This window comes from Pseudomonas atagonensis (genome assembly GCF_011369485.1).
Taxonomy (GTDB): Bacteria; Pseudomonadota; Gammaproteobacteria; order Pseudomonadales; family Pseudomonadaceae; genus Aquipseudomonas; species Aquipseudomonas atagonensis.
The window spans coordinates 206,611-231,566 of sequence record NZ_VXCA01000009.1; the positions used below are offsets into that span (position 1 = coordinate 206,611).

The 24,956-nt window shown below is 59.9% G+C and carries 18 protein-coding genes; 14 read left to right on the forward strand and 4 right to left on the reverse strand.

What is annotated here, in order from left to right:
• Nucleotides 1-43 precede the first annotated feature (43 nt).
• From F2P67_RS06455 to aceE, 3 genes are all read right to left on the reverse strand, one after another.
• On the reverse strand, nt 44-1,441 hold the full coding sequence (locus F2P67_RS06455) for an alkaline phosphatase D family protein (protein ID WP_166218673.1): 1,398 nt from the start codon (nt 1,439-1,441) through the stop codon (nt 44-46).
• A gap of 264 nt (nt 1,442-1,705) precedes the next feature.
• Nucleotides 1,706-3,655 carry a dihydrolipoyllysine-residue acetyltransferase gene (gene aceF / locus F2P67_RS06460; RefSeq protein ID WP_166218675.1) on the reverse strand — a complete coding sequence of 650 codons (1,950 nt, stop codon included), beginning with the start codon at nt 3,653-3,655 and terminating at the stop codon, nt 1,706-1,708.
• Nucleotides 3,656-3,666: 11 nt separating this feature from the next.
• Complete coding sequence (aceE, locus tag F2P67_RS06465; RefSeq protein WP_166218677.1) at nt 3,667-6,312, reverse strand: pyruvate dehydrogenase (acetyl-transferring), homodimeric type; 2,646 nt, start codon at nt 6,310-6,312, stop codon at nt 3,667-3,669.
• Nucleotides 6,313-6,696: 384 nt separating this feature from the next.
• Here aceE and glnE point away from each other — a divergent pair, with 384 nt between their 5' ends.
• The 12 genes from glnE to F2P67_RS06525 all read left to right on the forward strand — a co-directional run bounded on the left by glnE (nt 6,697) and on the right by F2P67_RS06525 (nt 21,456).
• Complete coding sequence (gene glnE, locus F2P67_RS06470) at nt 6,697-9,636, forward strand: bifunctional [glutamate--ammonia ligase]-adenylyl-L-tyrosine phosphorylase/[glutamate--ammonia-ligase] adenylyltransferase (protein ID WP_166218679.1); 2,940 nt, start codon at nt 6,697-6,699, stop codon at nt 9,634-9,636.
• Nucleotides 9,637-9,687: 51 nt separating this feature from the next.
• The gene (gene waaF / locus F2P67_RS06475; protein WP_166218681.1) at nt 9,688-10,722 is read left to right on the forward strand and encodes a lipopolysaccharide heptosyltransferase II; all 1,035 of its coding nucleotides are present in this window, start codon (nt 9,688-9,690) and stop codon (nt 10,720-10,722) included.
• Between the two features lies 1 nt (nt 10,723).
• On the forward strand, nt 10,724-11,785 hold the full coding sequence (gene waaC, locus F2P67_RS06480) for a lipopolysaccharide heptosyltransferase I (RefSeq protein ID WP_166218683.1): 1,062 nt from the start codon (nt 10,724-10,726) through the stop codon (nt 11,783-11,785).
• Nucleotides 11,785-12,906 (forward strand): glycosyltransferase family 4 protein, encoded by a 1,122-nt coding sequence (locus F2P67_RS06485; protein ID WP_166218685.1) that lies wholly within the window; start codon nt 11,785-11,787, stop codon nt 12,904-12,906. The genes waaC and F2P67_RS06485 overlap by 1 nt, the downstream gene beginning before the upstream one ends.
• Complete coding sequence (rfaP, locus tag F2P67_RS06490; protein ID WP_166218687.1) at nt 12,906-13,712, forward strand: lipopolysaccharide core heptose(I) kinase RfaP; 807 nt, start codon at nt 12,906-12,908, stop codon at nt 13,710-13,712. The genes F2P67_RS06485 and rfaP overlap by 1 nt, the downstream gene beginning before the upstream one ends.
• Nucleotides 13,712-14,446, forward strand: coding sequence for a lipopolysaccharide kinase InaA family protein (locus F2P67_RS06495; RefSeq protein ID WP_166218689.1), 735 nt, complete (start codon nt 13,712-13,714; stop codon nt 14,444-14,446). The genes rfaP and F2P67_RS06495 overlap by 1 nt, the downstream gene beginning before the upstream one ends.
• Nucleotides 14,443-15,195 carry a lipopolysaccharide kinase InaA family protein gene (locus F2P67_RS06500; RefSeq protein ID WP_166218691.1) on the forward strand — a complete coding sequence of 251 codons (753 nt, stop codon included), beginning with the start codon at nt 14,443-14,445 and terminating at the stop codon, nt 15,193-15,195. The genes F2P67_RS06495 and F2P67_RS06500 overlap by 4 nt, the downstream gene beginning before the upstream one ends.
• Nucleotides 15,195-16,649 (forward strand): lipopolysaccharide kinase InaA family protein, encoded by a 1,455-nt coding sequence (locus F2P67_RS06505; protein WP_166218693.1) that lies wholly within the window; start codon nt 15,195-15,197, stop codon nt 16,647-16,649. The genes F2P67_RS06500 and F2P67_RS06505 overlap by 1 nt, the downstream gene beginning before the upstream one ends.
• Nucleotides 16,650-16,783: 134 nt before the next feature.
• Nucleotides 16,784-17,116, forward strand: coding sequence for a YceK/YidQ family lipoprotein (locus tag F2P67_RS06510; protein WP_166218695.1), 333 nt, complete (start codon nt 16,784-16,786; stop codon nt 17,114-17,116).
• A 171-nt stretch (nt 17,117-17,287) separates the two neighbouring features.
• Nucleotides 17,288-19,042, forward strand: a complete 1,755-nt coding sequence (locus F2P67_RS06515) for a carbamoyltransferase C-terminal domain-containing protein (RefSeq protein ID WP_166218697.1) — start codon at nt 17,288-17,290, stop codon at nt 19,040-19,042.
• The gene (locus tag F2P67_RS06520) at nt 19,035-19,943 is read left to right on the forward strand and encodes a glycosyltransferase family 2 protein (RefSeq protein WP_166218699.1); all 909 of its coding nucleotides are present in this window, start codon (nt 19,035-19,037) and stop codon (nt 19,941-19,943) included. Before F2P67_RS06515 ends, F2P67_RS06520 begins: the two co-directional genes overlap by 8 nt.
• Before the next feature lie 76 nt (nt 19,944-20,019).
• Nucleotides 20,020-21,456 carry a hypothetical protein gene (locus F2P67_RS06525; RefSeq protein ID WP_343045147.1) on the forward strand — a complete coding sequence of 479 codons (1,437 nt, stop codon included), beginning with the start codon at nt 20,020-20,022 and terminating at the stop codon, nt 21,454-21,456.
• 3 nt (nt 21,457-21,459) lie between these two features.
• On the opposite strand, the gene F2P67_RS06530 is transcribed toward F2P67_RS06525, so the two are convergent.
• Nucleotides 21,460-22,113 carry a lipopolysaccharide kinase InaA family protein gene (locus F2P67_RS06530; RefSeq protein ID WP_166218703.1) on the reverse strand — a complete coding sequence of 218 codons (654 nt, stop codon included), beginning with the start codon at nt 22,111-22,113 and terminating at the stop codon, nt 21,460-21,462.
• Nucleotides 22,114-22,238: 125 nt separating this feature from the next.
• Between F2P67_RS06530 and msbA the strand changes: the two genes are divergently transcribed.
• Nucleotides 22,239-24,065, forward strand: a complete 1,827-nt coding sequence (msbA, locus tag F2P67_RS06535) for a lipid A export permease/ATP-binding protein MsbA (protein WP_166218705.1) — start codon at nt 22,239-22,241, stop codon at nt 24,063-24,065.
• Nucleotides 24,059-24,955: a GNAT family N-acetyltransferase gene (locus F2P67_RS06540; RefSeq protein ID WP_166218707.1), complete on the forward strand. Its 897-nt coding sequence runs from the start codon at nt 24,059-24,061 to the stop codon at nt 24,953-24,955. Before msbA ends, F2P67_RS06540 begins: the two co-directional genes overlap by 7 nt.
• The last annotated feature ends 1 nt before the right edge of the window (nt 24,956 follow it).

Sequence of the window (24,956 nt, forward strand, 5' to 3'; positions counted from 1 at the left end):
CCAGAGCGGTTGGCGCGTTTGCACGGCGCTCTTTTGCAGAAAATCAGTGCAGCGCAATTTCAACCGACTGCAGGTGTTTACCGTCGCGGTCGTGATAATTGACCCGAATCTGCCCGGCCTCGATCACCATGTGCGCGAAGTTGTCCTGGCTGATAACCTCGCTGGTCAGTTCATGCACATAGTCCCCGGCCGGTGAGCACACAAGTGGCTGGTCGAGGATGAACGTGGACGCCCGGGCATACGGCAACAGCTTGCTGTTGCACAGGGGCGACGACACCACGGTGTGGACTTCGAAGTGCGGGTCTTCGCTGTGAAACAGGCGCGCGGTCAGCGAGCCGTGGACGTCGCCGCTGATGAACACGACATTCTTGATACCCTGGACCCGAATGGCTTCGAGCAGGCGCAGACGTTGTTGCGGAAAGGCCTGCCAGGCGTCATCGCCGAGGATTTTTCGATCCGGGTAGAACATCACGCTGGTGACCACGAATTTGACTCGCGCCGTGGTGTTGCTCAACCAGTTGAGCAGCGCTTGCTCCTGGGCCTGATCAAGGATGCGTCGGTCATCAATCGACAAGTTGCGGCGTGTACGGCTATCGGTGACAAACCATTCAATATCGCCGTCGCTGAACTGATACCAGTAATGCTCGATGGATGAACGATCAACTTTTCCGTCATTACCGATATCAAGGGCCGGGCTGTGGCTGGCCTGATAAATCTCATAAGCCGTTGTCGCATTGCGATATAACGCCTGATCTTCATGTGTGGCATTGGCGGGCCAGTTATCTTCGATCTCATGATCGTCGAGAATCATGTAAGTAGGCACGCTGGACATTAAGCGTTGAATGCCGGGTTGGGAAAAAGCGACGCGGTATTTTTTTAATATGTCTTCAAGTTCCCTGTCCGGTGAAATCCGGTTGAGGTCGTCAGCGTATATTTGATCGCCGGTCATCAGCGTGGCACTGATGGGCGGTTGCGCACCTTCGATCAGTTGATTGATGGACGTGAAGATCCGGTCACCCAGCAGTGGAAGAATAGGCATGCCTGCGGTCATGCGCAGATAACGGCACGAACCGACGATGTAGGCGCGCGGCTGCAGGGGAGAGCTGCTGCGTGTGCGCAAGCGGTGAATCTCCCTCGGCCATTGCAGTGGCAGCTCAGCCACGCTTTCTACTGTATGGACAGGATTCATCGGACTGAACCAGCCGGTTTGATATTCGTATTCGGTGTCTTCGCTCAAGTTGTCGAGAGTGAGGACTTCCGACATGTCGTATAACTTGCAAAGTTTTGCGAAGGTGCCTCTTGACCATTGTTTTGTGTCGGATTTTCGGTAGCGGACTCCGGCAAATACCGTGTTGTTGTTCTGATGGTTGCCACGAATGAATATTCGCGCCTGGTTAGTTGTGGTGTGGCCAATGATAGGGCCAACAGTCGGTTTTAACATGTTCGAATCCGTTCGAAGTGTTGGTGGATAAAAAAGTGTGGTGTTTTAACTTGTCAGGCAAAGGTTAGTTGCCCGCTGATAAAAAATATCGCGAGGAAGGGGACAGGCTCTGTAGTTCAAGTAAGCGGGGCGTGTAGGAATAAAAACTGGTGGGAGTCTGACAGGCAAAAAAAAGCCCCGTCAATTGACGGGGTTGAGGTACGAGCGTGTGGCGCTCGAAAGGGTGTCGCAACAGGCCCTCCGTTGCCGGAGGGCCTGTTCGAGTTACAGCAGGATGGTGCGGATGTCCGCCAGCAGGCTACCCAGACGCTGGGTGAAGCGTGCGGCAGCGGCTCCGTTGATCACACGGTGATCGTAGGACAACGACAGCGGCAGCATCAGTTTCGGCTGGAAGGCTTTGCCGTCCCAGACTGGCTGGATGGTTGCCTTGGAAACACCGAGGATCGCCACTTCCGGCGCGTTGACGATCGGCGTGAAGCCGGTGCCGCCAATGTGACCGAGGCTGGAAATGGTGAAGCAGGCGCCTTGCATGTCGTCAGCGGTGAGCTTCTTGTCGCGGGCCTTGGCTGCCAGCGCAGCGGCTTCGGCTGCCAGTTGCAACAGACTCTTCTGGTCGACGTTCTTGATGACCGGTACCAGCAGGCCATCCGGAGTGTCGACGGCGAAGCCGATGTTGACGTACTTCTTGCGGATGATCGCTTTGCCGCTTGGCGCCAGCGAACTGTTGAAGTCCGGCAGCTCCTTGAGCATGTGCGCGCACGACTTGAGCAGCAGCGGCAGGATGGTCAGCTTGACGCCGGCCTTCTCTGCTACGGCTTTCTGCGCCACGCGGAACGCTTCCAGCTCGGTGATATCAGCCGAATCGAACTGAGTCACGTGTGGAATGTTCAGCCAGCTGCGGTGCAGGCTCGACGCGCCGATCTGCATCAGGCGAGTCATCGGCACTTCTTCGATTTCGCCGAAACGGCTGAAATCGACGACCGGGATCGGCGGGATGCCCGCGCCACCGGTTGCGCCCGCTGCAGCCGCCGGTGCTTCCTTGGCCTTCTGCATCATCGCTTTGACATAAGTCTGCACGTCTTCTTTCAAGATACGACCGTGCGGGCCGCTGGCGCCGACAGCGTTCAGCTCGACGCCGAACTCGCGAGCCAGTTGACGCACGGCGGGACCGGCGTGAACTTTCGCACCTGGCTTGGCTGGAGCAGCAACCGGAGCGGCAGCAGCAGGTGCAGCGGCGGCCGGAGCAGCAGCGGCTGGCGCCGGAGCGCTCGGAGCAGCAGCGGCAGCTGGAGCCGGAGCGGCGCCTTTGACTTTCAGCTTGAGGATAAGGTCGCCAGTGCCGACCTCGTCGTCCAGCTTGATGGAAATGCTTTCCACCACGCCAGCGGCAGGCGATGGAATTTCCATGCTCGCCTTGTCGGACTCCAGGGTGATCAGCGACTGGTCGGCTTCAACGCTGTCGCCAGCCTTGACCAATACTTCGATGATCTTGGCCTTGCCGGCCGAACCGATGTCCGGAACGTGGATGTCCTGAACGCTGTCGGCAACCGGTGCTGCTGGAGCGGCTGCCGGAGCAGGTGCAGCAGCAGCAGCCGGTGCAGCAGCCTGGGCCGGAGCGGCGGCAGCAGGGGCCGCAGCACCCGCCACTTCCAGATCCAGAATCAGGTCGCCAGTGCCGACTTCGTCGTTGAGCTTGACGCTGATGGCCTTGACCACGCCAGCGGCAGGCGACGGGATTTCCATGCTCGCCTTGTCGGATTCCAGAGTGATCAATGATTGATCAGCCTCGACTTTATCGCCGACCTTGACCTGGATCTCGATGATCTGGGCCTTGCCCGACGAACCGATGTCCGGCACATGCACTTGCTGAACCGAAGCGGCAGCAGGGGCAGCGGCTGGCGCGGCGGCAGGAGCGGCAGCCGGTTTCTCTTCGGCTTTCTTGGCCGGAGCAGCAGCCGGTGCAGGGGCCGCTTCAGCGGCGCCCTCGACTTCCAGCTCAAGCAGTTCGTCGCCTTCTTTCAGACGGTCGCCCAGCTTCACTTTCAGGCTCTTGATGACGCCGGCTTTCGGGGCCGGCACTTCCATGCTGGCCTTGTCCGATTCCAGGGTCAGGATGCTCTGGTCGGCTTCGATACGGTCGCCGACCTTCACAAACAGTTCAATTACTTCACCTTCACCGCTGCCGATGTCAGGTACGCGAATGAGTTCGCTCACAGAGTTTCTCCTCAGCAGTCCAGTGGGTTGCGTTTTTCCGGGTCGATGCCGAACTTGGTAATGGCCTCGGCCACGACTTTAGGTTCGATATCGCCACGGTCAGCCAGTGCTTCCAGGGCTGCCAACACCACGAAATGACGGTCGACTTCGAAGAAATGACGCAGTTTCTTGCGGCTGTCGCTGCGGCCGAAACCGTCGGTGCCCAGGACTTTGAACTCCTTGGACGGTACCCACTGACGGATCTGCTCGGCGAACAGCTTCATGTAGTCGGTAGACGCGATGACCGGGCCTTTACGGCCGCTCAGGCACTCTTCAACGTAGCTCTGCTTAGGCTTCTGGCCAGGCTTGAGGCGGTTGCTGCGCTCTACGGCCAGGCCGTCGCGACGCAGTTCGTTGAAGCTGGTGACGCTCCACACGTCAGCGCCGACGTTGAACTCTTCACGCAGGATCTTCGCCGCTTCACGGACTTCACGCAGGATGGTGCCGGAACCCATCAGCTGTACGTGGTGCGCCGCTTCGCGGGTGTCTTCTTCGAGCAGGTACATGCCTTTCTTGATGCCTTCTTCGGCACCGGCCGGCATGGCTGGCTGCTGGTACGACTCGTTCATCACGGTGATGTAGTAGAAGATGTCCTGTTGCTCTTCGGTCATCTTCTTCATGCCGTCCTGAATGATCACCGCCAGCTCGTAGCCGTAGGTCGGATCGTAGGTGCGGCAGTTCGGGATGGTGGCAGCCAGCAGGTGGCTGTGACCGTCTTCGTGCTGCAGGCCTTCACCGTTCAGGGTGGTACGGCCGGCGGTGCCGCCGATCAGGAAGCCACGGGTGCGGCTATCGCCAGCAGCCCAGGCCAGATCGCCGATACGCTGGAAGCCGAACATCGAGTAGAAGATGTAGAACGGCAGCATTGGCTGGTTGTGGCTGGAGTACGAAGTACCAGCCGCGATGAAGGAACTCATGGCGCCTGCTTCGTTGATGCCTTCTTCAAGGATCTGACCTTTCTGGTCTTCCTTGTAGAACATCACCTGGTCTTTATCGACTGGCTCGTAGAGTTGGCCAACGGACGAGTAGATGCCCAGCTGACGGAACATGCCTTCCATGCCGAAGGTACGGGCTTCGTCCGGGATGATCGGAACGATGCGCGGGCCGATTTCCTTGTCCTTGACCAGTTGCGCGAGGATTCGCACGAACGCCATGGTGGTGGAAATTTCACGGTCGCCGGAACCGTCGAGGATCGCCTTGAGGGTATCCAGATCCGGGGTCGGTACGCTGAAGCTTTGTGCGCGGCGCTGAGGTACGAAACCGCCCAGTGCAGCACGACGCTCGCTCAGGTAGCGGGCTTCGGCGCTGTTTGGTTCTGGCTTGAAGAACGGCAGGTTCTCCAGCTCTTCGTCCTTCACCGGAATGTCGAAGCGGTCGCGGAACAACTTCAGGCTGTCGACGTCGACTTTCTTGGTGTTGTGCGCAGTGTTTTTCGCTTCGCCGGCACCGGTGCCATAACCCTTGATGGTCTTGGCGAGGATGACGGTTGGTTGTTCTTTGTGGTTGACCGCTTCGTGGTACGCCGCATAGACCTTGTACGGGTCGTGGCCGCCACGGTTGAGTTTCCAGATCTCATCGTCGGACAGATCAGCAACCATCGCCTTCAGCTCAGGCGTGTTGAAGAAGTGTTCACGAACGAACGCGCCGTCTTTGGCTTTGTAGTTCTGGTACTCGCCGTCGATGACTTCGTCCATGCGACGTTGCAGGATGCCGTCGACGTCTTTGGCCAGCAGTGGATCCCAGAAACGGCCCCAGATGACTTTGGTCACGTTCCACTGAGCACCGCGGAACACGCCTTCGAGTTCCTGGATGATCTTGCCGTTGCCGCGAACCGGGCCGTCGAGGCGCTGCAGGTTGCAGTTGATGACGAAGATCAGGTTGTCCAGCTTCTCGCGGCCGGCCAGGGAGATCGCGCCCAGGGATTCCGGCTCGTCGCACTCGCCGTCACCCAGGAAGCACCAGACTTTCTGTTTGCCCGGCTGAATGAATCCGCGGTGTTCCAGGTACTTCATGAAGCGTGCCTGGTAGATCGCCTGGATCGGACCCAGACCCATGGAAACGGTCGGGAACTGCCAGAAGTCAGGCATCAGCCAAGGGTGCGGGTAGGACGACAAGCCCTGACCGTCGACTTCCTGGCGGAAGTTGTTCATCTGGTCTTCGGTGATGCGGCCTTCCATGAACGCACGGGCGTAAACGCCTGGCGAGGTATGGCCCTGGAAGTAGATCAGGTCGCCGCCGTGTTCGTCGGTCGGGGCCTGGAAGAAGTAGTTGAAGCCGATGTCATAAAGGGTCGCACTGGAAGCGAAGCTGGAGATGTGACCACCCAGGTCAGAATCTTTCAGGTTCGTACGCATTACCATCGCCATCGCGTTCCAGCGTACCAGCGAGCGAATGCGGCGTTCCATGAACAGGTCGCCAGGCATGCGTGCTTCGTGGGTAACGGGGATCGTGTTGCGGTAAGGCGTGGTGATGGCGTAAGGGAGCTGCGAGCCGCTGCGGGTCGCGAGTTCGCCCATACGGGTCATCAGATAGTGAGCACGGTCTTCGCCTTCTTTGTCGAGAACCGATTCCAGGGCGTCCAGCCATTCCTGGGTTTCGACGGGATCGAGGTCTTGCATGGCTTGCTCCAGGGCGGAAAGGCTTCCAGAATCGGTTGCCTGAGTTTGCGACTGGCCTTGTGGGCAGACGATTTAAAATTCTTGGATTGCCGACAGGTTGTTCCGGCGGCGTGTAGTTTTACTACAAATCTTTGAGCATTTCAGCCTTTCGGATGTATAGACGAGTAGTAAAACTACAGATGAAAGGCTGGTGGCCTCCGACTGCGTTGTGAGAATAATCGTTAAGGTTGGTCGATTGCCATCCGAAAAAGGTGAAAGTTTGATGCTGGATGCTAAAGAAGAAGAAATTTCAGCTATTTCTAACTTTTGTTCGACAGTCCTTCACGTAGCGGGTTTTCACCGTTCACTACAAGCGGCCATTTACACGCCGATCAAGGATAGACCATGACCCTGCCCGTGCTTGCCGAACTGCCTGCCATTCTCCTGCCGTTGGTCAGCCGATCCGAGCAGTCGTTCCGTACGGCTGTCGCCTCGCTTGAAGACGATCACGGCTTCTCGACCTGGACGCCGGAACGCTGGGCGCAATTCGCCCGCGTCACCGCCGCCAGCGAGTTTGTCATTGAACAGAGCGTTCGTGACCCTTTGATGTTGCTGTCGCTGGTGCAGTCAGGCGAGCTCGACCGGCCGTTTGCTCCGGGTGAGCTCTGCGCGCAGATTGCCGCCGTGGTGAACGCGGCCGAGACTGAAGACGAACTGGGCCGCGTGCTGCGCCGCCAGCGCACCCGGCATCAGGTGCGCATCATCTGGCGCGACCTGACCCGTCAGGCCGACCTGGTGCAAACCTGCCGCGATCTCTCGGACATGGCCGACGCCACCATTGATCAGGCTTATCAATGGTTGTACCGCCGCCACTGCCAGCAATTCGGCACGCCGACCGGCCGGCGCAGCGGCGAACCGCAACAAATGGTCATCCTCGGCATGGGCAAGCTCGGCGCGGTCGAGTTGAACCTCTCTTCCGACATCGACCTGATATTTGCTTATCCAGAGGGTGGCGAAACCGTTGGCGTGAAGCGTGCGCTGGATAATCAGGAGTTTTTCATCCGTCTCGGTCAGCGCCTGATCAAGGCTCTCGATCCGATGACCGTCGACGGCTTTGTGTTCCGGGTCGACATGCGCCTGCGCCCGTACGGCTCCTCCGGCGCTTTGGTGTTGAGCTTCAATGCGCTGGAACAGTATTACCAGGATCAGGGCCGCGACTGGGAACGTTACGCGATGATCAAGTCGCGGGTGGTGGCCGGCGATCAGGTGGCTGGCGCGCAATTGCAGGAGATGCTGCGTCCGTTCGTCTACCGGCGTTATCTGGACTTCTCGGCCATTGAAGCGCTGCGCACCATGAAGCAGTTGATCCAGCAGGAAGTCCGCCGTAAAGGCATGGCCGACAACATCAAGCTCGGTTCCGGCGGCATCCGCGAAGTCGAGTTCATTGCCCAGGCTTTTCAGCTGATCCATGGCGGGCGCGACTTGAGCCTGCAGCAGCGTCCTCTATTAAAGGTGTTGAGCACGCTGGAAGGGCAGGGTTATCTGCCGCCGGCGGTGATCAGCGAGTTGCGCGAAGGCTACGAATTCCTCCGTTACACCGAGCACGCGATTCAGGCCATCGCCGACCGCCAGACCCAGATGCTTCCGGATGGTGCTCAGGATCAAGCGCGGATCGCCTTCATGCTCGGATTCGCCGACTGGGAAGCCTTTCACGAAAAACTGATGTTCTGGCGTGGCCGCGTCGCCTGGCACTTTGCTCAGGTGATCGCCGATCCCGATGAGGACGAAGGCACCGAAAGCGAAGTGGTGGTGGGCGGCGAATGGCTGCCGCTGTGGGAAGAAGCGCAGGACGAAGAGGCCGCGTGTCGTCAGCTGGAAGAGGGCGGTTTTGCCGATGCCCCCAAGGCTCTGAAGGCACTGGCCGGATTGCGCAGCAGTCCGCAGTTGCGGGCGATGCAGCGTCTGGGTCGTGAGCGTCTCGATGCGTTTATCCCGCGCCTGCTCGCGCAAGCCGTTGAGCATGACAACCCGGATCTGGTCCTTGAGCGGGTGTTGCCGCTGGTTGAAGCGGTCGCCCGCCGCTCGGCTTATTTAGTCTTGCTGACCGAAAACCCCGGTGCACTGCGGCGCCTGCTGACGCTGTGCGCGGCGAGTCCGTGGATCGCCGAACAGATCACCCGTTTCCCGTTGCTGCTCGACGAATTGCTCAACGAGGGCCGACTGTTCAAGCCGCCGCTGGCGCCGGAACTGGCTGCCGAATTGCGCGAGCGCCTGACGCGGATCCCGGAAGACGACCTCGAACAACAGATGGAAGCCCTGCGCCATTTCAAACTCGCACACCGCTTGCGCGTCGCCGCGTCGGAAATCGCCGGCAGCCTGCCGCTGATGAAAGTCAGCGACTACCTGACCTGGCTGGCCGAGGCGATTCTCGAGCAGGTGCTGGCCCTGGCCTGGCGCCAGACCGTGGCCAAGTACGGCACGCCGCTGCGCACTGACGGCACCCTTTGCGATCCCGGCTTCATCATTGTCGGTTACGGCAAAGTCGGCGGGATCGAGTTGGGGCATGGTTCGGATCTGGATCTGGTGTTTATCCACGACGGTGACCCGCAAGCGGAGACCGACGGGGCGAAGCCGATTGATGGCGCGCAGTTCTTCACCCGGCTGGGCCAGCGGATCATTCACTTGCTGACCGCGCAGACCAACTCCGGTCAGTTGTATGAGGTGGACATGCGCCTGCGGCCGTCCGGCGCATCGGGGCTGCTGGTCAGCTCGCTCGGCGCGTTTGCCCGCTATCAAGAAAATGAAGCATGGACGTGGGAACATCAGGCGCTGGTGCGTGCGCGGGTGCTGGTGGGCAGTCAGGACGTCGGTCAGGCCTTCGAGAAGGTCCGCGCTCAGGTACTGGGCAAGACGCGTGATCTGGCGAAGCTGCAACAGGAAGTCAGCGAGATGCGCGCCAAGATGCGCGACAACCTCGGCAGCAAGAGCACGGCGGCCGGTACGGCGGCGAATGCCTTTGACGCCACGGCGCCGTTCGACCTCAAGCAGGACGCCGGAGGTATCGTCGATATTGAATTTATGGTGCAATACGCGGCTCTGGCGTGGTCGCAAAGCCACCCGCCATTGCTGCGCTGGACCGATAACATCCGCATTCTGGAAGAGCTGGAACACGAAGGGCTGATGCCTGCCGAAGACGCCAGCCTGTTGCGCGAGGCCTATAAAGCCTACCGCTCCGCCGCCCACCGGCAGGCCTTGCAGAAGGATGCCGGGGTGATCCCGGGCGACCAGTTTGTCGAAGAACGGCGGCAAGTATTGCGGATCTGGCGTGAGCTGGGGCTAAGCTGATTCTCGAGGCGGGGAGGCGTAATGCCTCCCCGGTTCGTTTTTGGAAACCACATGAATATTCTGATCGTTGGGCCCAGTTGGGTCGGTGACATGGTGATGGCGCAGACACTGTTTCAGTGTCTCAGGCAGCGCCACCCGCAATGCGAAATCGACGTGCTGGCCCCCGAGTGGAGCCGGCCGATCCTTGAGCGCATGCCGGAAGTGCGCAAAGCCTTGAGCTTCCCGCTCGGCCACGGCGCACTGGAACTGGCAACGCGTCGACGCATCGGCAAATCCTTGGCCGGCCAGTACGACCAGGCGATCCTGCTGCCGAACTCGTTGAAGTCGGCGCTGGTGCCGTTCTTCGCCGGCATCGCGAAACGCACGGGCTGGCGCGGCGAATTTCGCTACGGCCTGCTCAATGACGTGCGCACGCTGGACAAAGAACGCTACCCGCTGATGATCGAGCGCTTCATGGCGCTGGCTTACGAGCCGAACGCCGAGCTGCCGAAACCCTATCCGCGCCCGAGCCTGCAAATCGACCCGGTGACCCGCGAGGCGGCACTGACCAAGTTCGGCCTGACCCTCGACCGTCCGGTGCTGGTGTTGTGCCCCGGTGCCGAATTCGGCGAAGCCAAGCGCTGGCCGTCCGAGCATTACGCCAAGGTCGCTGAAGCGCGCATTCGTGAAGGCTGGCAGGTCTGGCTGTTTGGCTCGAAGAACGATCATGCCGTCGGCGAAGACATCCGCGCGCGGCTGATTCCGGGCCTGCGTGAAGAGTCCGTGAACCTCAGTGGCGGTACTTCGCTGGCCGAGGCCATTGACCTGATGTCCTGCGCCGATTCAGTGGTTTCCAACGATTCCGGTCTGATGCACGTTGCTGCAGCGCTGAACCGCCCGTTGGTGGCGGTTTACGGCTCGACTTCGCCGGGCTTCACCCCACCGTTGGCCGAACATGTAGAAATCGTCCGTTTGGGGCTCGATTGCAGCCCGTGCTTCGACCGCACCTGCCGTTTCGGCCATTACAACTGCCTGCGCCAGCTGATGCCGGACGCGGTCAACGATGCCTTGCAGAAGTTGCAGGGCTCTGTGGTCGAGGTTCATTAAGTTGCGGGTATTGCTGATCAAGACTTCATCGCTGGGCGACGTGATTCACGCGTTGCCGGCGCTGACCGACGCGGCCCGGGCGATTCCCGGGATCAAGTTCGACTGGGTGGTGGAGGAAGGTTTCGCGGAGATTCCGACCTGGCACCCGGCCGTTGGCAAAGTGATCCCGGTGGCGATCCGCCGCTGGCGTAAAAACCTCTGGCAAACCATCAAGAGCGGCGAGTGGAAACGCTTCAAGCAAAGCGTGCGCGCGCAGAAATATGATTTGGTGATCGACGCCCAGGGCTTGCTGAAAAGTGCCTGGCTGACCCGTTACGTCAAAGCCCCGGTAGCCGGCCTCGATAAAGGCTCGGCGCGGGAGCCGATGGCGGCGCGTTTCTACGACCGCAAACTGGCCGTGGCCCGTGGTCAGCACGCCGTCGAGCGCGTGCGGCAGTTGTTCGCCATTGCGCTGGGTTACGACTTGCCCAAAGGCCTGGGCGACTATGGCCTCAACGTCGAGCGTTTGGTCGAACTGCCGCGCAAGAACGCGTTCGTGGTGTTCCTGCATGGCACGACGTGGGACACCAAGCACTGGCCGGAAGCCTACTGGCGCGAGCTGACCGAACGCGTCGGTTACCTCGGCGTCGGCGTCAAACTGCCGTGGGGTAATCCGCAAGAGAAGGCCCGTGCCGAGCGCATTGCCGCCGGTTTCAAACACGCCGAGGTCTTGCCGAAACTCAATCTGGCCGGCGTCGGCAAAGTCCTCGCCGGGGCACAAGCCTGCGTGGCGGTGGACACGGGTCTCGGCCACTTGGCGGCCGCGCTGGATGTGCCGACCATTTCGCTGTTCGGCCCGACCAACCCGGGTCTGACCGGCGCTTACGGCAAACTGCAGATTCATCTGGCCAGCGATTTCCCGTGTGCGCCGTGCCTGCAAAAGAAATGTACTTATCAACCGACCGCGCAGGATGCCCGTCAGTTTGACCTGAAGCGTGAACAGCCGTTGTGCTTCACGCGTCTGAACCCCGAGCGTGTCGCCAGCCGACTGAGCACGTTGTTAATGGCTGAGGAGCTGCGCTGATGCAATTGGCATTTGTCCTGTACAAATATTTCCCGTTTGGTGGCTTGCAGCGCGATTTCATGCGCATCGCCCTCGAATGCCAGAAGCGTGGCCACCAGATCCGCGTTTACACGCTGATCTGGGAAGGCGATGTTCCGCCCGGTTTCGAAGTGCTGGTGGCGCCGGTCAAGGCGTTCTTCAATCATCGCCGCAACGAGAAACTCAGCGCGTGGATGGCAGCGGATCTGGCCAAGCGCCCGGTGGATCGCTTGATCGGTTTCAACAAGATGCCCGGGCTGGACGTCTATTACGCCGCCGACGGCTGCTTCGAAGACAAGGCGCAGAACCTGCGCAATTCGCTGTACCGCCGCTGGGGCCGCTACCGCCACTTCGCCGAGTACGAGCGCGCGGTGTTCGCCAAAGACGCGAAAACCGAAGTGCTGATGATTTCCGAAGTGCAGCAGCCACTGTTCATCAAGCATTACGACACGCCGCTGGAACGTTTCCACCTGCTGCCGCCGGGCATCGCCCAGGATCGTCGGCGCCCGACGGATGCCGATGAAATTCGCGCCGGTTTCCGCGCCGAATTCAACCTCAAGGACGATGACCTGCTGCTGGTGCAGATCGGTTCCGGGTTCAAGACCAAGGGTGTTGATCGCAGCCTGAAAGCGCTGGCCGCATTGCCTGCGGAATTGAAGAAGCGCACCCGGCTGTTTGTAATCGGCCAGGATGACCCCAAATTGTTCCAGATGCAGAGCGCCACTTTGGGCTTGGGCGACAACGTGACGTTCCTCAAGGGTCGCAGCGATATTCCGCGATTCCTGCTGGGCGCCGACCTGTTGATCCACCCGGCTTACAACGAAAACACCGGTACGGTATTGCTCGAAGCGCTGGTCGCCGGGTTACCGGTGCTGGTCAGCGCGGTCTGCGGTTACGCCCATTACATCGCCGAGGCCGATGCCGGGCGAGTGCTGGACGAGCCGTTCGAGCAGGCGCAACTGACGCAATATCTGACGGACATGTTGAACGACGACGCTGCACGCGCGGCCTGGAGCCGCAACGGTCTGGCCTTCGCCGAGACGGCCGACCTTTACAGCATGCCGCAACACGCGGCCGATGTGATTCTGGCGGAGCAAGCTTAATGAAGTTGATGCTGGCTGAACCGTTCAAGAGCCTCTGGGCCGGACGCGACCCGTTCGCCGAAGTCGAGGGCTTGCAGGGCGAGGTTTACCGCGAGCTGGAAGCCCGCCGGACGCTGCGCACGGAAGTCGATGGCAACGGTTTCTTTGTGAAGATTCACCGTGGCGTCGGCTGGGGAGAAATCTTCAAGAACCTTCTGACCGCCAAGCTGCCGGTGCTCGGCGCGGGTCAGGAGTGGAAAGCCATCCAGCGTCTGCAGGAAGTCGGTGTGCCGACCATGACCGCCGTTGCTTACGGCGAGAAGGGCAGTAATCCGGCGGATCAGCATTCGTTCATCGTCACCGAAGAACTGGCGCCGACCATCAGCCTTGAAGACTTCAGCATCGACTGGGTCAGGCAGCCGCCTGAGCCAAAACTCAAGCGTGCGCTGATCGCCGAAGTGGCGCGCATGACCGGTATGATGCACCGCGCGGGGGTCAACCATCGCGACTGCTACATCTGCCACTTCCTGCTGCACACCGACAAACCGGTGACCCCGGAAGATTTCAAACTCTCGGTAATTGATCTGCATCGGGCTCAGACCCGCCCGGCGATCACTCAGCGCTGGCGCAACAAGGATCTGGCGGCGCTGTACTTTTCCGCGCTGGACATCGGTCTGACCCGCCGCGACAAGCTGCGCTTCCTCAAAGGCTATTTCCAGCAACCGCTGCGCCAGATTCTGGCTGAAGAAGCGCCGCTGCTGAGCTGGCTGGAAGGCAAGGCCAACAAACTCTACGCACGCAAGCAGCGTTACGGGGATGCGCTCTGATGGCGGGTTGGACTCTTGAGCCACAGTACAGTGATCTCGCCGAAGACTTCGGCAGCCTCGAAGCGGTGTTCGCCCTGCAGGGTGAACGGCTGACACGCGATCCGTTGTCCGAAGTGATTCGTGTGCAGCGCAACGGCGTCAACTATTACGTCAAACGCTACGTCGGTGCCGGCAAGGGTTTGCGTCGCTACCTCGGCAAGCCGCGGGTGAAGATGGAGTGGCAGAACCTCAAGCGCTTCGCCAAGTGGGGTATCCCCACCGCCGAAGTGGTGGCCTGGGGGCTGGAGCGTCGGGGCGCCGCTTACGATCGTGGGGCGATGATTACCCGCGAACTGCCGCGCACCGAAGACCTTTCAGCGCTGGCTGAGCGCAAGGATGCGAAACTCAAGGATCGTGCCTGGGTCGATGCGGTCAGTCGGCAGTTGGCGGGTTATACCCGGACGATGCATGAACATCGTTTCACCCACAACGACTTGAAATGGCGCAACCTGTTGATCGACGATCAGGCGCAGCTGTACCTGATCGACTGCCCCAACGGCGATTTCTGGCGCGGTTTCTGGCTCAAATATCGAATCACCAAAGATCTGGCTTGTCTCGACAAGGTCGCCAAATATCACTTGTCCAATACCCAGCGTCTGCGTTTCTACATGCAATATCGCCAGCGTGACCGGCTCAATGCAGCCGACAAGAAACGGATTCGCCACGTGGTGAGATTTTTCGAGGGACGAGAATGACCGATTTTCTGGCCGCTGAAGACCGTGCGCTGCTCGAGCGCCATGGCCTCGGCACATTTGACGCACTGTGGGCCAAGCAGCTTGATGCCGTGGACGAGCCGAACACCGACGGTGGCGGCTGGAGCAGCGTGTATCGCCTGGACCTGGAGGGGCGCGGTTTTTACGTCAAACGGCAGAGCAATTACATGACGCGGACGTTGCACGCGCCCTTCGGGGAGCCGACGTTCGCTCGGGAGTTTCGCAACATCAGCCGTTACCGCAAGCTCGGTATCCCGGCGATGCAGGCGGCGTTTTTCGGTGAGCGAAAGGTCAATGGCGAAGTTCGCGCGATCCTGCTGACCCGTGCACTGGACGGCTGGGACGATCTCGATTCGCTGTTGCAGCGCTGGTCGAGCCTGACGGCACCGCAGCAATCAGCGATTCTCAAGGCCTGCGGGCAACTTGCGCGGCTGCTGCACGGCGTGCGTCAGGTGCACGGCTGTTTTTATCCCAAGCATATTTTTCTGCAAGCCCATGGCGATGCCTACGACGCGCAACTGATCGACCTGGAAAAAAACCGGCCATTGCTGTTCGGTCAGCGTGATCGCGTTCGAGATCTCGAGCCACTCGTGCGTCGCGCCCCGCAGTGGGGGGCTGCACAACTGCGCGAGTTACTGGCCGCGTATCTGGATCAACCGGTCGACAGTTCGCTGGTCGACAGTTGGGTGGCGCGACTGATCGCACGGCGCAGTCACAAGGAGACGCGCTGATGCAGTTGTCCGAGCTGAAAAACAGCGGACGCACGCCGAGCCTGCCATTGACGGTGACTCTGGCTGATGCGGCGGGCAGCGCTGACTTGCAGTTGTTGAGCTTGTTGCGTGTATTACCGGGCCAGCGTTACGTGGGCGCCGGCGTCTGGCGCGGGCGCCCGGTGCTGGCCAAATTGCTCGTCGGCGGTAAAGCGGCGCGGCATTTTCAGCGTGAACTCGACGGCGTGCGCCTGCTTGCAGCTCAAGGGTTGACCACGCCTTTGCTGCTGGCCGATGGCTTGCAGGACGGCGAAGGCGGCTGGCTGCTGTTTGATTTTCTTCAAGGTGCTGAAAGCCTGGGCGATGCGTGGCAGCAGGTCGAATCGTTGCCGGTACTGGCTGACGCGCAGTCGGCGGTGCTGGCCGAGGCCCTCGGGGCCATGGGGCAGATGCACCGCAAAGGCTTGTGGCAAGAAGACCTGCACCTGGACAACCTGCTGCGTCACGACGGGCAGTTGTACTGGATCGACGGTGCCGGCATCCGCGCAGAAACTGCTGGCCAGCCCCTGTCGCGTCAAAAGGTACTGGAAAACCTCGGGGTGTTTTTCGCCCAGTTGCCCAAATCGCTCGAGCCTTTCACCGAAGAATTGCTGGTGTATTACCTGTTGAGCAACAGCGAGCACGCGTTGCCGCTGGAAGCCCTGCAAAAGCAGATCGACAAGGTGCGCAGCTGGCGGTTGAGGGATTTCCTGATCAAGGTCGGGCGCGAGTGCACGCTGTTCAGTGTGCGCCGTGGTGCGTTCGGTCTGCAGGCGATTCGCCGCGAGGAAGAAGCCGCGATGGTGCCGGTGCTGGAGCAGGCCGATGCGCTGCTTGATCGCGGGCATCTGTACAAGACCGGTGGTGCGGCCAGCGTTGGCAAAGTTGATTCGGCCGGGCGCACATTGGTAATCAAACGTTACAACATCAAGGGCTTTGCTCACTGGCTCAAGCGTTTCTGGCGCCCAAGCCGTGCGTGGCACTCCTGGCGCGAGGGCAACCGACTGGCATTTCTCGGCATCGCCACGCCCAAACCGCTGGCGGTGCTGGAGAAGCGCTTTTTGTGGCTGCGCAGTCGCGCTTATCTGGTCACCGAGTTCTTGCCGGGCCCGGACATCATCGAACGCTTCGCCCCGTACGTCGAAAGTGGCGACGCACCCGAGCCGGAGCTACAGGCGCTGGATCAGTTGTTCGCCCGATTGATCGCCGAGCGCATCAGTCATGGTGATTTCAAGGGGCATAACCTGTTCTGGCAGGAAGACCGCTGGGCACTGATCGATCTGGACTCAATGTGTCAGCACACCTCTGCCGGTAGCTTCGCCCCGGCGTATGCCCGGGATCGCGCACGGTTCATGCGCAATTGGCCCGAGAGCAGCGCGTTGTATCAGTTGATTGATCAGCGCTTGCCCAAACAGTTGTTCAGTGAATCCGCTTAAAGCGCTGCCAATACTTGGCTAAACAAAACGGACAAGCTCTTCTGACTTGTCCTACAGCTTCTCCAGAAGTCATGAACTGTGCCGCGCTCAGCCCCGATGCTAATTTGCCTGACCAACCGGAAAGGCAAAATCTGATGTTCAAAAAAGCTGTGGCGCTGGGTGCTTGTTCATGGATGTTATCGGGCTGCGGCAGTGCCCTGACTGTCTTGCAGGACGATGCCGACGCCTCGCGCGAACTGCGCAAGCGCAAAACCTATTGCCAGTCCATTCCGCGCATCTACAGCGGTCTGGCCTATGACTTTTGTGTCTTGCACGCGCCGCCTGATCCCAGCGGTGTTCTGGTGCCTTTCGTCTTGCTCGACTTGCCACTGTCCGGGGCGGTAGACACGCTTTCGCTGCCTTACACGATTTATCGCCAGGTTTCCGATGGCAATCTGTCGATTTACTGGCGAACAGGCCGGTATTGAGCAGCGGGACAAGGTTTCTTCAGGCCGATCATCCTGGAGCAATTCGTACAGGGTAATTCCCGTCACGTTTACGCTATAATCCCGCCCTTTAGCTGTCTCTCGCCCGTTGCGAGGGCACTTCAATTTTCAAGGCGCCTCGCGCCTGAATGCAGACTAAAGAGGCTAGACCCTGTGGCATTGACGATTCTTGGCCTGTCCGGCGCCCTTAGCCATGACCCTTCAGCAGCCTTGTACATCGACGGCAAGCTGGTGGCGGCGGCTGAAGAAGAGCGCTTCGTACGCGATAAACATGCAAAGAACCGCATGCCTTACGAATCGGCGAAGTTCTGCCTCGAGCAGGCCGGCATCAAACCGTCCGACGTTGACGTCGTGGCCATTCCGTTCGCCCCGATCAGCCTGTTCGGCAAGGCCCGCTGGCACTACGCCAAGCGTTACTGGTACGCCCCGGATCGCGCCCTCGATGCGATCCTGATGGGCAACCGTCGCTACAAGCGTTATCGCAACAAGATTGTCTGGTGCCTCGAACAACTGGGCTTCGATCCGAAAAAGATCAAGATCGAGCCGGTCGAGCACCACCTGGCTCACGCCTCCAGCGCCTACCACTGCTCCGGGTTCAAAGAGAAAACCGCGATCCTCGGTATCGACGGCAAAGGTGAGTACGCCACGACTTTCTTCGGTTATGGCGAGAACGGCAAGATCCACAAGATCAAGGAATTCTTCGATCCGGACTCCCTCGGCGGCCTGTACGGCGCGATCACCGAGTTCCTCGGTTTCGAGATGCTCGACGGCGAGTTCAAGGTGATGGGCATGGCGCCGTACGGCGATGCCAGCAAATACGATTTCTCGCGTCTGGCCTCGTTCGAGAACGGCGAACTGGTGATCAACACCGACTACGCCAACGTGATCGGTCTGCGTCGTTACAAAGAGAAGGGCAAGGGTTTCTACTTCTCGCCGAAGCTGATCGAATGGCTCGGCCCGAAACGTGAAGGCGATATCGCTGACGAGCCGTACATCCACTACGCCGCGAGCATGCAAGCGCTGTTCGAGAAGCTGGCGCTGCAGATGATCGACTACTACCTGGGCGACGTGCTCAAGGAAACCGGCAAACTGGCCTTCGCCGGCGGTTGCGCGCTGAACGTCAAGCTCAATCAGAAGATCATTGCCCGCGACGACATCAAGGAGTTGTTCGTGCAACCGGCGTCCGGCGATGCCGGCACTGCGGTTGGCGCGGCGGCCTATGTTTCTCACGCCCGTGGCGTGCCGGTCGAGAAGATGGAGCACGTCTACCTCGGCCCGTCGTACAGCAACGAAGACGTGATCGCCGCATGCGCCCGTCACGAGAACAAGCCGACCTGGCGCAAGCTCGACAATATGCCGGAGCAGATCGCCAAAATCATGGTTGAAGGCAATCCGGTGGCCTGGTTCCAGGGGCGCATGGAGTTCGGCCCGCGCGCCCTCGGCGGTCGTTCGATCATTGGTTGCCCGAGCGTTGCCGGCGTTGCCGATCGCATCAACCATCAAATCAAGTTCCGCGAGCGCTGGAGGCCTTTCTGCCCGTCGATGCTCGACACCGTTGCGCCACAGATGATCAAGATCGATCACCCGGCGCCGTTCATGACCTTCACCTTTGAAGTGGCTGAAGAGTGGAAGACCCGCGTGCCGGAAGTCGTCCATGAAGACGGTACGTCCCGCGCCCAGGTACTCAAGCGCGAATACAACCCGCGCTACTACGACATGATGAAAGCGCTGGAAGACCTGACCGGTAACGGGGTCTCGTTGAACACCTCGCTGAACCGTCGTGGCGAACCGATGATCTGCTCGCCGACAGACGCGTTGAACATGTTTTTCGGTTCCGACCTGCAATATCTGATCATGGAAGATATTCTTGTCGTCAAAGAGGGTGTGCAAGGAAACGGTCTTGACTGAAACACAGATCAGCGTTGTGATCCCGGCCTACAACTACGCTCAATCCCTGCGGCGAGCAGTGGAGTCGGTGTTGGCGCAGTTGCATGAGGCGACGGCGGATCTGTTGGTTATCGATGATGGTTCGACCGACACGACGCCTGAAGTGTTGAAAGCGCTCCTGGCCGAACACGCCGGGCGCTTTCGCGCGATACGCAAGAGCAATGGCGGACTGTCCTCAGTCCGCAATCGCGGGATCGAGGAGACGGCCGGGCGTTATCTGGTCTTCCTCGATGCGGATGATGAAATGGCCCCGGGTGCATTGGCGGCGCTGTCGAAGCACATTGCCTGCAATCCGAAGAGTCAGATGATCATTGGTGCGCACTGGTCGGTTTTCACTGGCGGCAAGCGCAGCCTGCAAAATGCCAAGCCGTTGCCGGAATCGGTGCGCCTGCGCGTAAGGGGCTACTTGCTGGACAAGACCGTCTCTATCTCCAATGGCGCCTGTGCGATGCATCGCGATGTATTTGCGCCAGGCAATTACCCCGAGCATCTGCGCAACGTTGAAGATTTGCCGGTATTCGCGCAGGTATTGGCGCGTTTCCCTTGCAGTGTGATGGATCAGCCATTGGCACTCATTTACAAGCACGCTGACAGCATGCGCCATGATCTGCGCCAGAGCCTTGCGGCGGGCACGGAACAGGTGGTCAGCGAGGTTTTCTCCAGCCGGCGCATGCCGCTGGAGTTTCACGATTTGCGTCAGGCGTTTCTGGCGCAGCGTTGCCTGTCGCTGTTCCGCGATTGTTACTCGCATGGCGAATACAAGCTCGCCAAGACGTTTTACGTTCAGGCGCTGCGTGCCGACTGGCGCACGCTGGGGCGTTGGTCGTACATGCGTAAAGCCCTGCGGCTGCTTTTCCGATAATGTTTCGATGACTTGTTTGCGTACCTGTGGCGCGTGTGGTTGAGGGGGCTGGGTGAAAGGTACGGACGGTGAATGGGTGGCCAAGGCTGCCCGAGTGGTCAATGAACACCCGGTGAGTTTGGCGTTTTGGGCAAGTATCCTGCTGTCGCTGATCGCCGTCCTTGGTACCGCGACGGTCGGGCGTGACGCTGCGCTTTATATTGATATCGCTCAACAAGTCACGGAGCATGGACCCAGCGTTGCCTGGCAATACTTCGACTGGCCGTGGTTTTCGTTTCTCCTCGCATCAACCCATCAAATCCTGCACTTGCCGCTGGAACTGAGCGCCTACCTTTGGTGTGGTCTGTTTTTCGCCGGCACCTGCGCGTTGATTGTCGACTGCGTCCGTCAGCGCACGCCTGAAATCGCCGGTTGGGCTTGTCTGGTCGTTTTGGCGATGCCGGCGGTCAATGCCTTTCGAAATGACATCATTCGTGAATGCGGCTTCTGGTTTTTTTGCTCTCTGACTTTGTGGCTGGCGTTCCGTTGGCATGCCCGTGGTGGTTGGCTCAGGGCTGTTTTAATTCATCTGGCGATTGTCGGCGCCGCTCTGTTTCGTCTTGAGGCGTTGCTGCTTTTGCCCGCCTTGGGACTGTGGCAGTTGCCCAATCTCTGGGCGGCTACCCGGCGTACGCGATTCCTGCAGTTCGCCCTGTTGCCGGTGCTGGGGCTCCTGGCCGCATCTGCCTCTGGCATCTTCACATCGGCGCGCTTCCTGATTTACCTGGACATGATCGCGCCACACAGCGTGTATGCTTCGTTCCAGATGCTTTCCGAGCAATTCGGCAACTCGTTGATCAACAAATACTCTCAGGACGAGGCCGGGCGCATTGTCTTCTTTGGCATGCTGGCGGCAATGGCGATCAGCTTCGTGAAGCTGATGGGGCCCTTCGCTGTGCCGTTCGTGTTGCGCCGCAATTGGGGTGTGCTGGGGGCTTACTGGCGAGACTACCGCCCATTCGCCTGGGCGGCGGTGCTGTATCTGCTGGTGCTGGTGCTGTTCTTCATCAAGCAGCAGTTCATGAACACTCGCTACCTGAGCTTTCTGAACCTGTTGTTCGTGCCGGTGCTGGCCATGGGCCTGGCAGCTTTTGCCCGTCAATGTCCTCGATGGGGCAAAGTGTTGGTGGTGCTGGCGCTGCTGGTGATGTTGTCCAACGTGATTTCCACCGGCGCAGGGAAAACTCATTACGTCGCAGCCGGTCGCTGGGTTGCCGCGCACGTCGAGCCAGGTGCCCCCACGTATTTCGAGGACGGTCGCATCAGCTATTACGCGGGTCGTGGGTACGTGGTACCTGATTTAACCCAGGAGCAGGCAATGTCCCCGGCGCACGTAGCAGATTACCGGTATTTCCTGATCGAAGGGACGGGCAAGGAACCGGGGTTGAATGAGTGGCTGGCCGCGCACAAGCTGCGGATTATCGAGCGCTTCGCCAATCGTAAAGGCGCCACCATTCTGGTGATCGGCCAGTAAAACTCAGCCCAGCAGCGGGCGCAGGCGTTCGATGAACGGCGCCTGCCGATTGCGCGGCAGGGCCTGGCGATAACCTTCCAGAAAGGTTTCACCAGCGTCATCGCCCAGCAGCCACTGGCGGTCTTCCTTGTAGCGCAGCAGGTGGGCGAAGTTGCGCAGACGTTTGCTGTCGCTCAAGGCGCGCTTCTGGCAGCGCAGGTCGGCGATGTCGATCAGTCCCAGATGGTTGTCCGGAGTCTGCACCACGTTGCCGAAGTGCAACGACCGGAAATACACACCTTTCTCATGCAACTGCGCGATGAAACCACCCAGCTGAGCTCGCAATGCCTTGGTTTGCTCGCGATTGCCCTGCAACTGACGCACGGTTTCGCCAGCCAGGGGCGCGTAATACACGCCGTCGCGCTGGATGCTGGGAATGCGGTAGACCGCAATCACCTTCGGGCAAAGGATTCCGCGTTGCTCCAAAGCTCTGGTGTTGTTGGCGAAGCGTTGGGCGTAAGGGAAGAACAGTGCCGAGCTGAGCAACCGCTTGCGGCGAAACAGTTTGAGCATGCGACCGTCGGCCAACCTGAGCACTTTGTCACCGGAGCCGTCGGCTTCCAGTACGTGTGCACCCTTGCGCAGTGCCTCGTAAGTGCTGTGATCAATCGATTGCATGCCTGACTCCCCATCGTGAGCCGGCTATCTTAACCGACTTGGCCAAAAGCGGGTGTCCAGTCATGTTGATAGGTGTAAAAGGGCCTGTGATATCATCCCCGCCTCACTGATTTGCGCGGATTACCATGAGCAGTCCTGAACCAAAAGCCCAGTCAACGCTGGCGATCTATTTCCGCCTCCTGGCTTACGTGCGGCCTTACGCCGGCTTGTTCATTCTCAGCATCGTCGGGTTCCTGATCTTTGCATCGACCCAACCGATGCTCGCCTACATCCTCAAGTATTTCGTTGACGGTCTGGCCAATCCGGAAGCCAGCCTGTTCCCGGGCAACCCTTATCTGGGCAAATTGCAGTTGCTGGAAAGCGTGCCGCTGTTGATCGTGCTTATTGCGGTCTGGCAGGGCGTCGGCTCTTATCTGGGCAATTATTTCCTCGCAAGGGTTTCGCTGGGACTGGTGCATGACCTGCGGGTGGTGTTGTTCAACAAATTGCTGGAGTTGCCCAATCGCTTCTTCGACAAGAACAACTCCGGCCACCTGATTTCCCGCATCACCTTCAACGTGACCATGGTCACCGGTGCGGCTACGGACGCCATCAAAGTGGTCATCCGTGAAGGCATGACCGTGATTTTCCTGTTCTGCACGCTGTTGTGGATGAACTGGAAGCTTACGCTGGTGATGGTCGCCATTCTGCCGTTGATCGGCTTGATGGTGAACAGCACCAGCAAAAAATTCCGCAAGCAAAGCAAAAAGATCCAGGTCTCCATGGGCAACGTCACGCACGTTGCGTCCGAGACCATCCATGGCTACCGCGTGGTGCGCAGCTTCGGCGGCGAGCAGTACGAAAAGGATCGCTTTCGTGATGCCAGCCAGAGCAATACCGACAAGCAGTTGACGATGACCAAGACCGGCGCCGTTTACACGCCGATGCTGCAACTGGTGACCTACAGCGCCATGGCCGTGGTCATGTTCCTTGTGCTCTATCTTCGTGGCGATGCATCGCCGGGCGATCTGGTGGCTTACATCACCATGGCGGGCCTGCTGCCCAAGCCGATCCGTCAGTTGTCGGAAGTCAGCTCGACGATTCAGAAGGGTGTGGCCGGTGCCGAAAGCATTTTCGAGCAGCTGGATGAGCCGGCGGAAGTGGATCAGGGCACGGTCGAGCAGGATCGCCTCGAAGGCCGTCTGGAAGTGCGCAATCTGAGCTTCCACTATCCAGACACCGATAAACCGGTGCTCAACGACATCAGCTTCGTCGTCGAGCCGGGGCAAATGGTCGCTTTGGTGGGGCGCTCCGGCAGTGGCAAGTCGACGCTGGCCAGCCTGATCCCACGCTTTTATCAGCATGATCATGCTCAAGGGCAGATCCTGCTCGATGGCGTACAGGTGCAGGACTTTACCTTGCGCAGCCTGCGTCGGCAGATTGCGCTGGTGACTCAGCAGGTCACGCTGTTCAACGATACGGTGACCAACAATATCGCCTACGGCGATCTGGCCGGCGCGCCGTTCGATGAGGTCAAGCGCGCGGCCACTGAGGCCTATGCCGATGAGTTCATCGTCAAGATGCCGCAGGGCTATGAAACCATGGTCGGCGAGAACGGCGTGTTGCTGTCCGGCGGCCAGCGTCAGCGCATCGCCATTGCCCGTGCGTTGCTCAAGGATGCGCCGCTGCTGATTCTCGACGAGGCCACGTCCGCGCTCGATACCGAATCGGAGCGGCATATCCAGGCGGCACTGGATCATGTCGTGCAAAACCGCACGACTCTGGTGATCGCTCACCGTTTGAGCACTATCGAGAAAGCCGATCTGATTCTGGTCATGGACGAAGGCCGCATCGTTGAGCGCGGCTCGCATGCGCAGTTGCTCGAGCAAAACGGCTATTACGCCCGTCTGCATGCCAAAGAGTTTGACGAGGGTGACGAACCTCAGCCGGCACACGCGACCAACGTATGCTGACGATGTTTCGTAGCTTTCGTGAGCGTGGCTGGAGTGAAATTGACCGCGACAGCTATGCTCGCGCCTGGCAGCGCTACGGCGGCAGCTTTGCGACTCATCCCGAGGTCGTCGAACGGCTGTCGGGGTTTGTCGGCATCGAGTTGCGTTATCTGGGCTGGATTGTCGGCGATGAAGTCGTCGCGGCGGTGGCCTGCTGGGGCAAGCACGCCGCGTTGTCCAAGGAAGTGCTCAAGCGCGAGGGCAAGCGCGGCTTGCTCGACATGGGCAACGCCGAACTGATTCTGCCGATCGCTCCGGACGTCGTGGTGCCGGTGCGCCAGCGCATGGCGTATGTGTCCCAGCTCAACGCCGAACAGATCAGCACCTTGCGGGCGCAGCCCGAGGGATTGGCGCTAGCGCGGCTGCCCGAGGATTACTCGAAGAAGTTTCGCTACAACCAGCGCCGCGAACAGCGGCTGCTGGAAGAGGCGGGCGGCTCGCTGATACCGATGTCCGACCTGACCCCGCAAGAGCAGGCCGCCGCTTACGGCGATCTGTTTCAGCGGCGCTGGGGTTTTGAGGTGCCTGGCAAGGCCGGACTGGTTGAAGTTTTCACCCTGCTGCGCGAGTTCATGACCGGCTCGGTGGTGATGCTGGAGTCGGCGCCTGTGGCGATCCAGATTCTGTACCGGGTCGAAGCGCCGCAGTGGGTGTCGCTGGAATACGTCAACGGTGGCGTCGATCCACAGAGCCGGGAGTTCAGCCCGGGCAGCGTCCTGAGTTTCGTCAATACCCAGCAAGCCTGGGCGGACGCTCAGGCGCTGGGCAAGACACTGCGTTATTCGTTCGGTCGCGCTGACCGTGAATACAAGGATCGCTGGTGCCATACGGTACCGGTCTATCAGGTCTGAA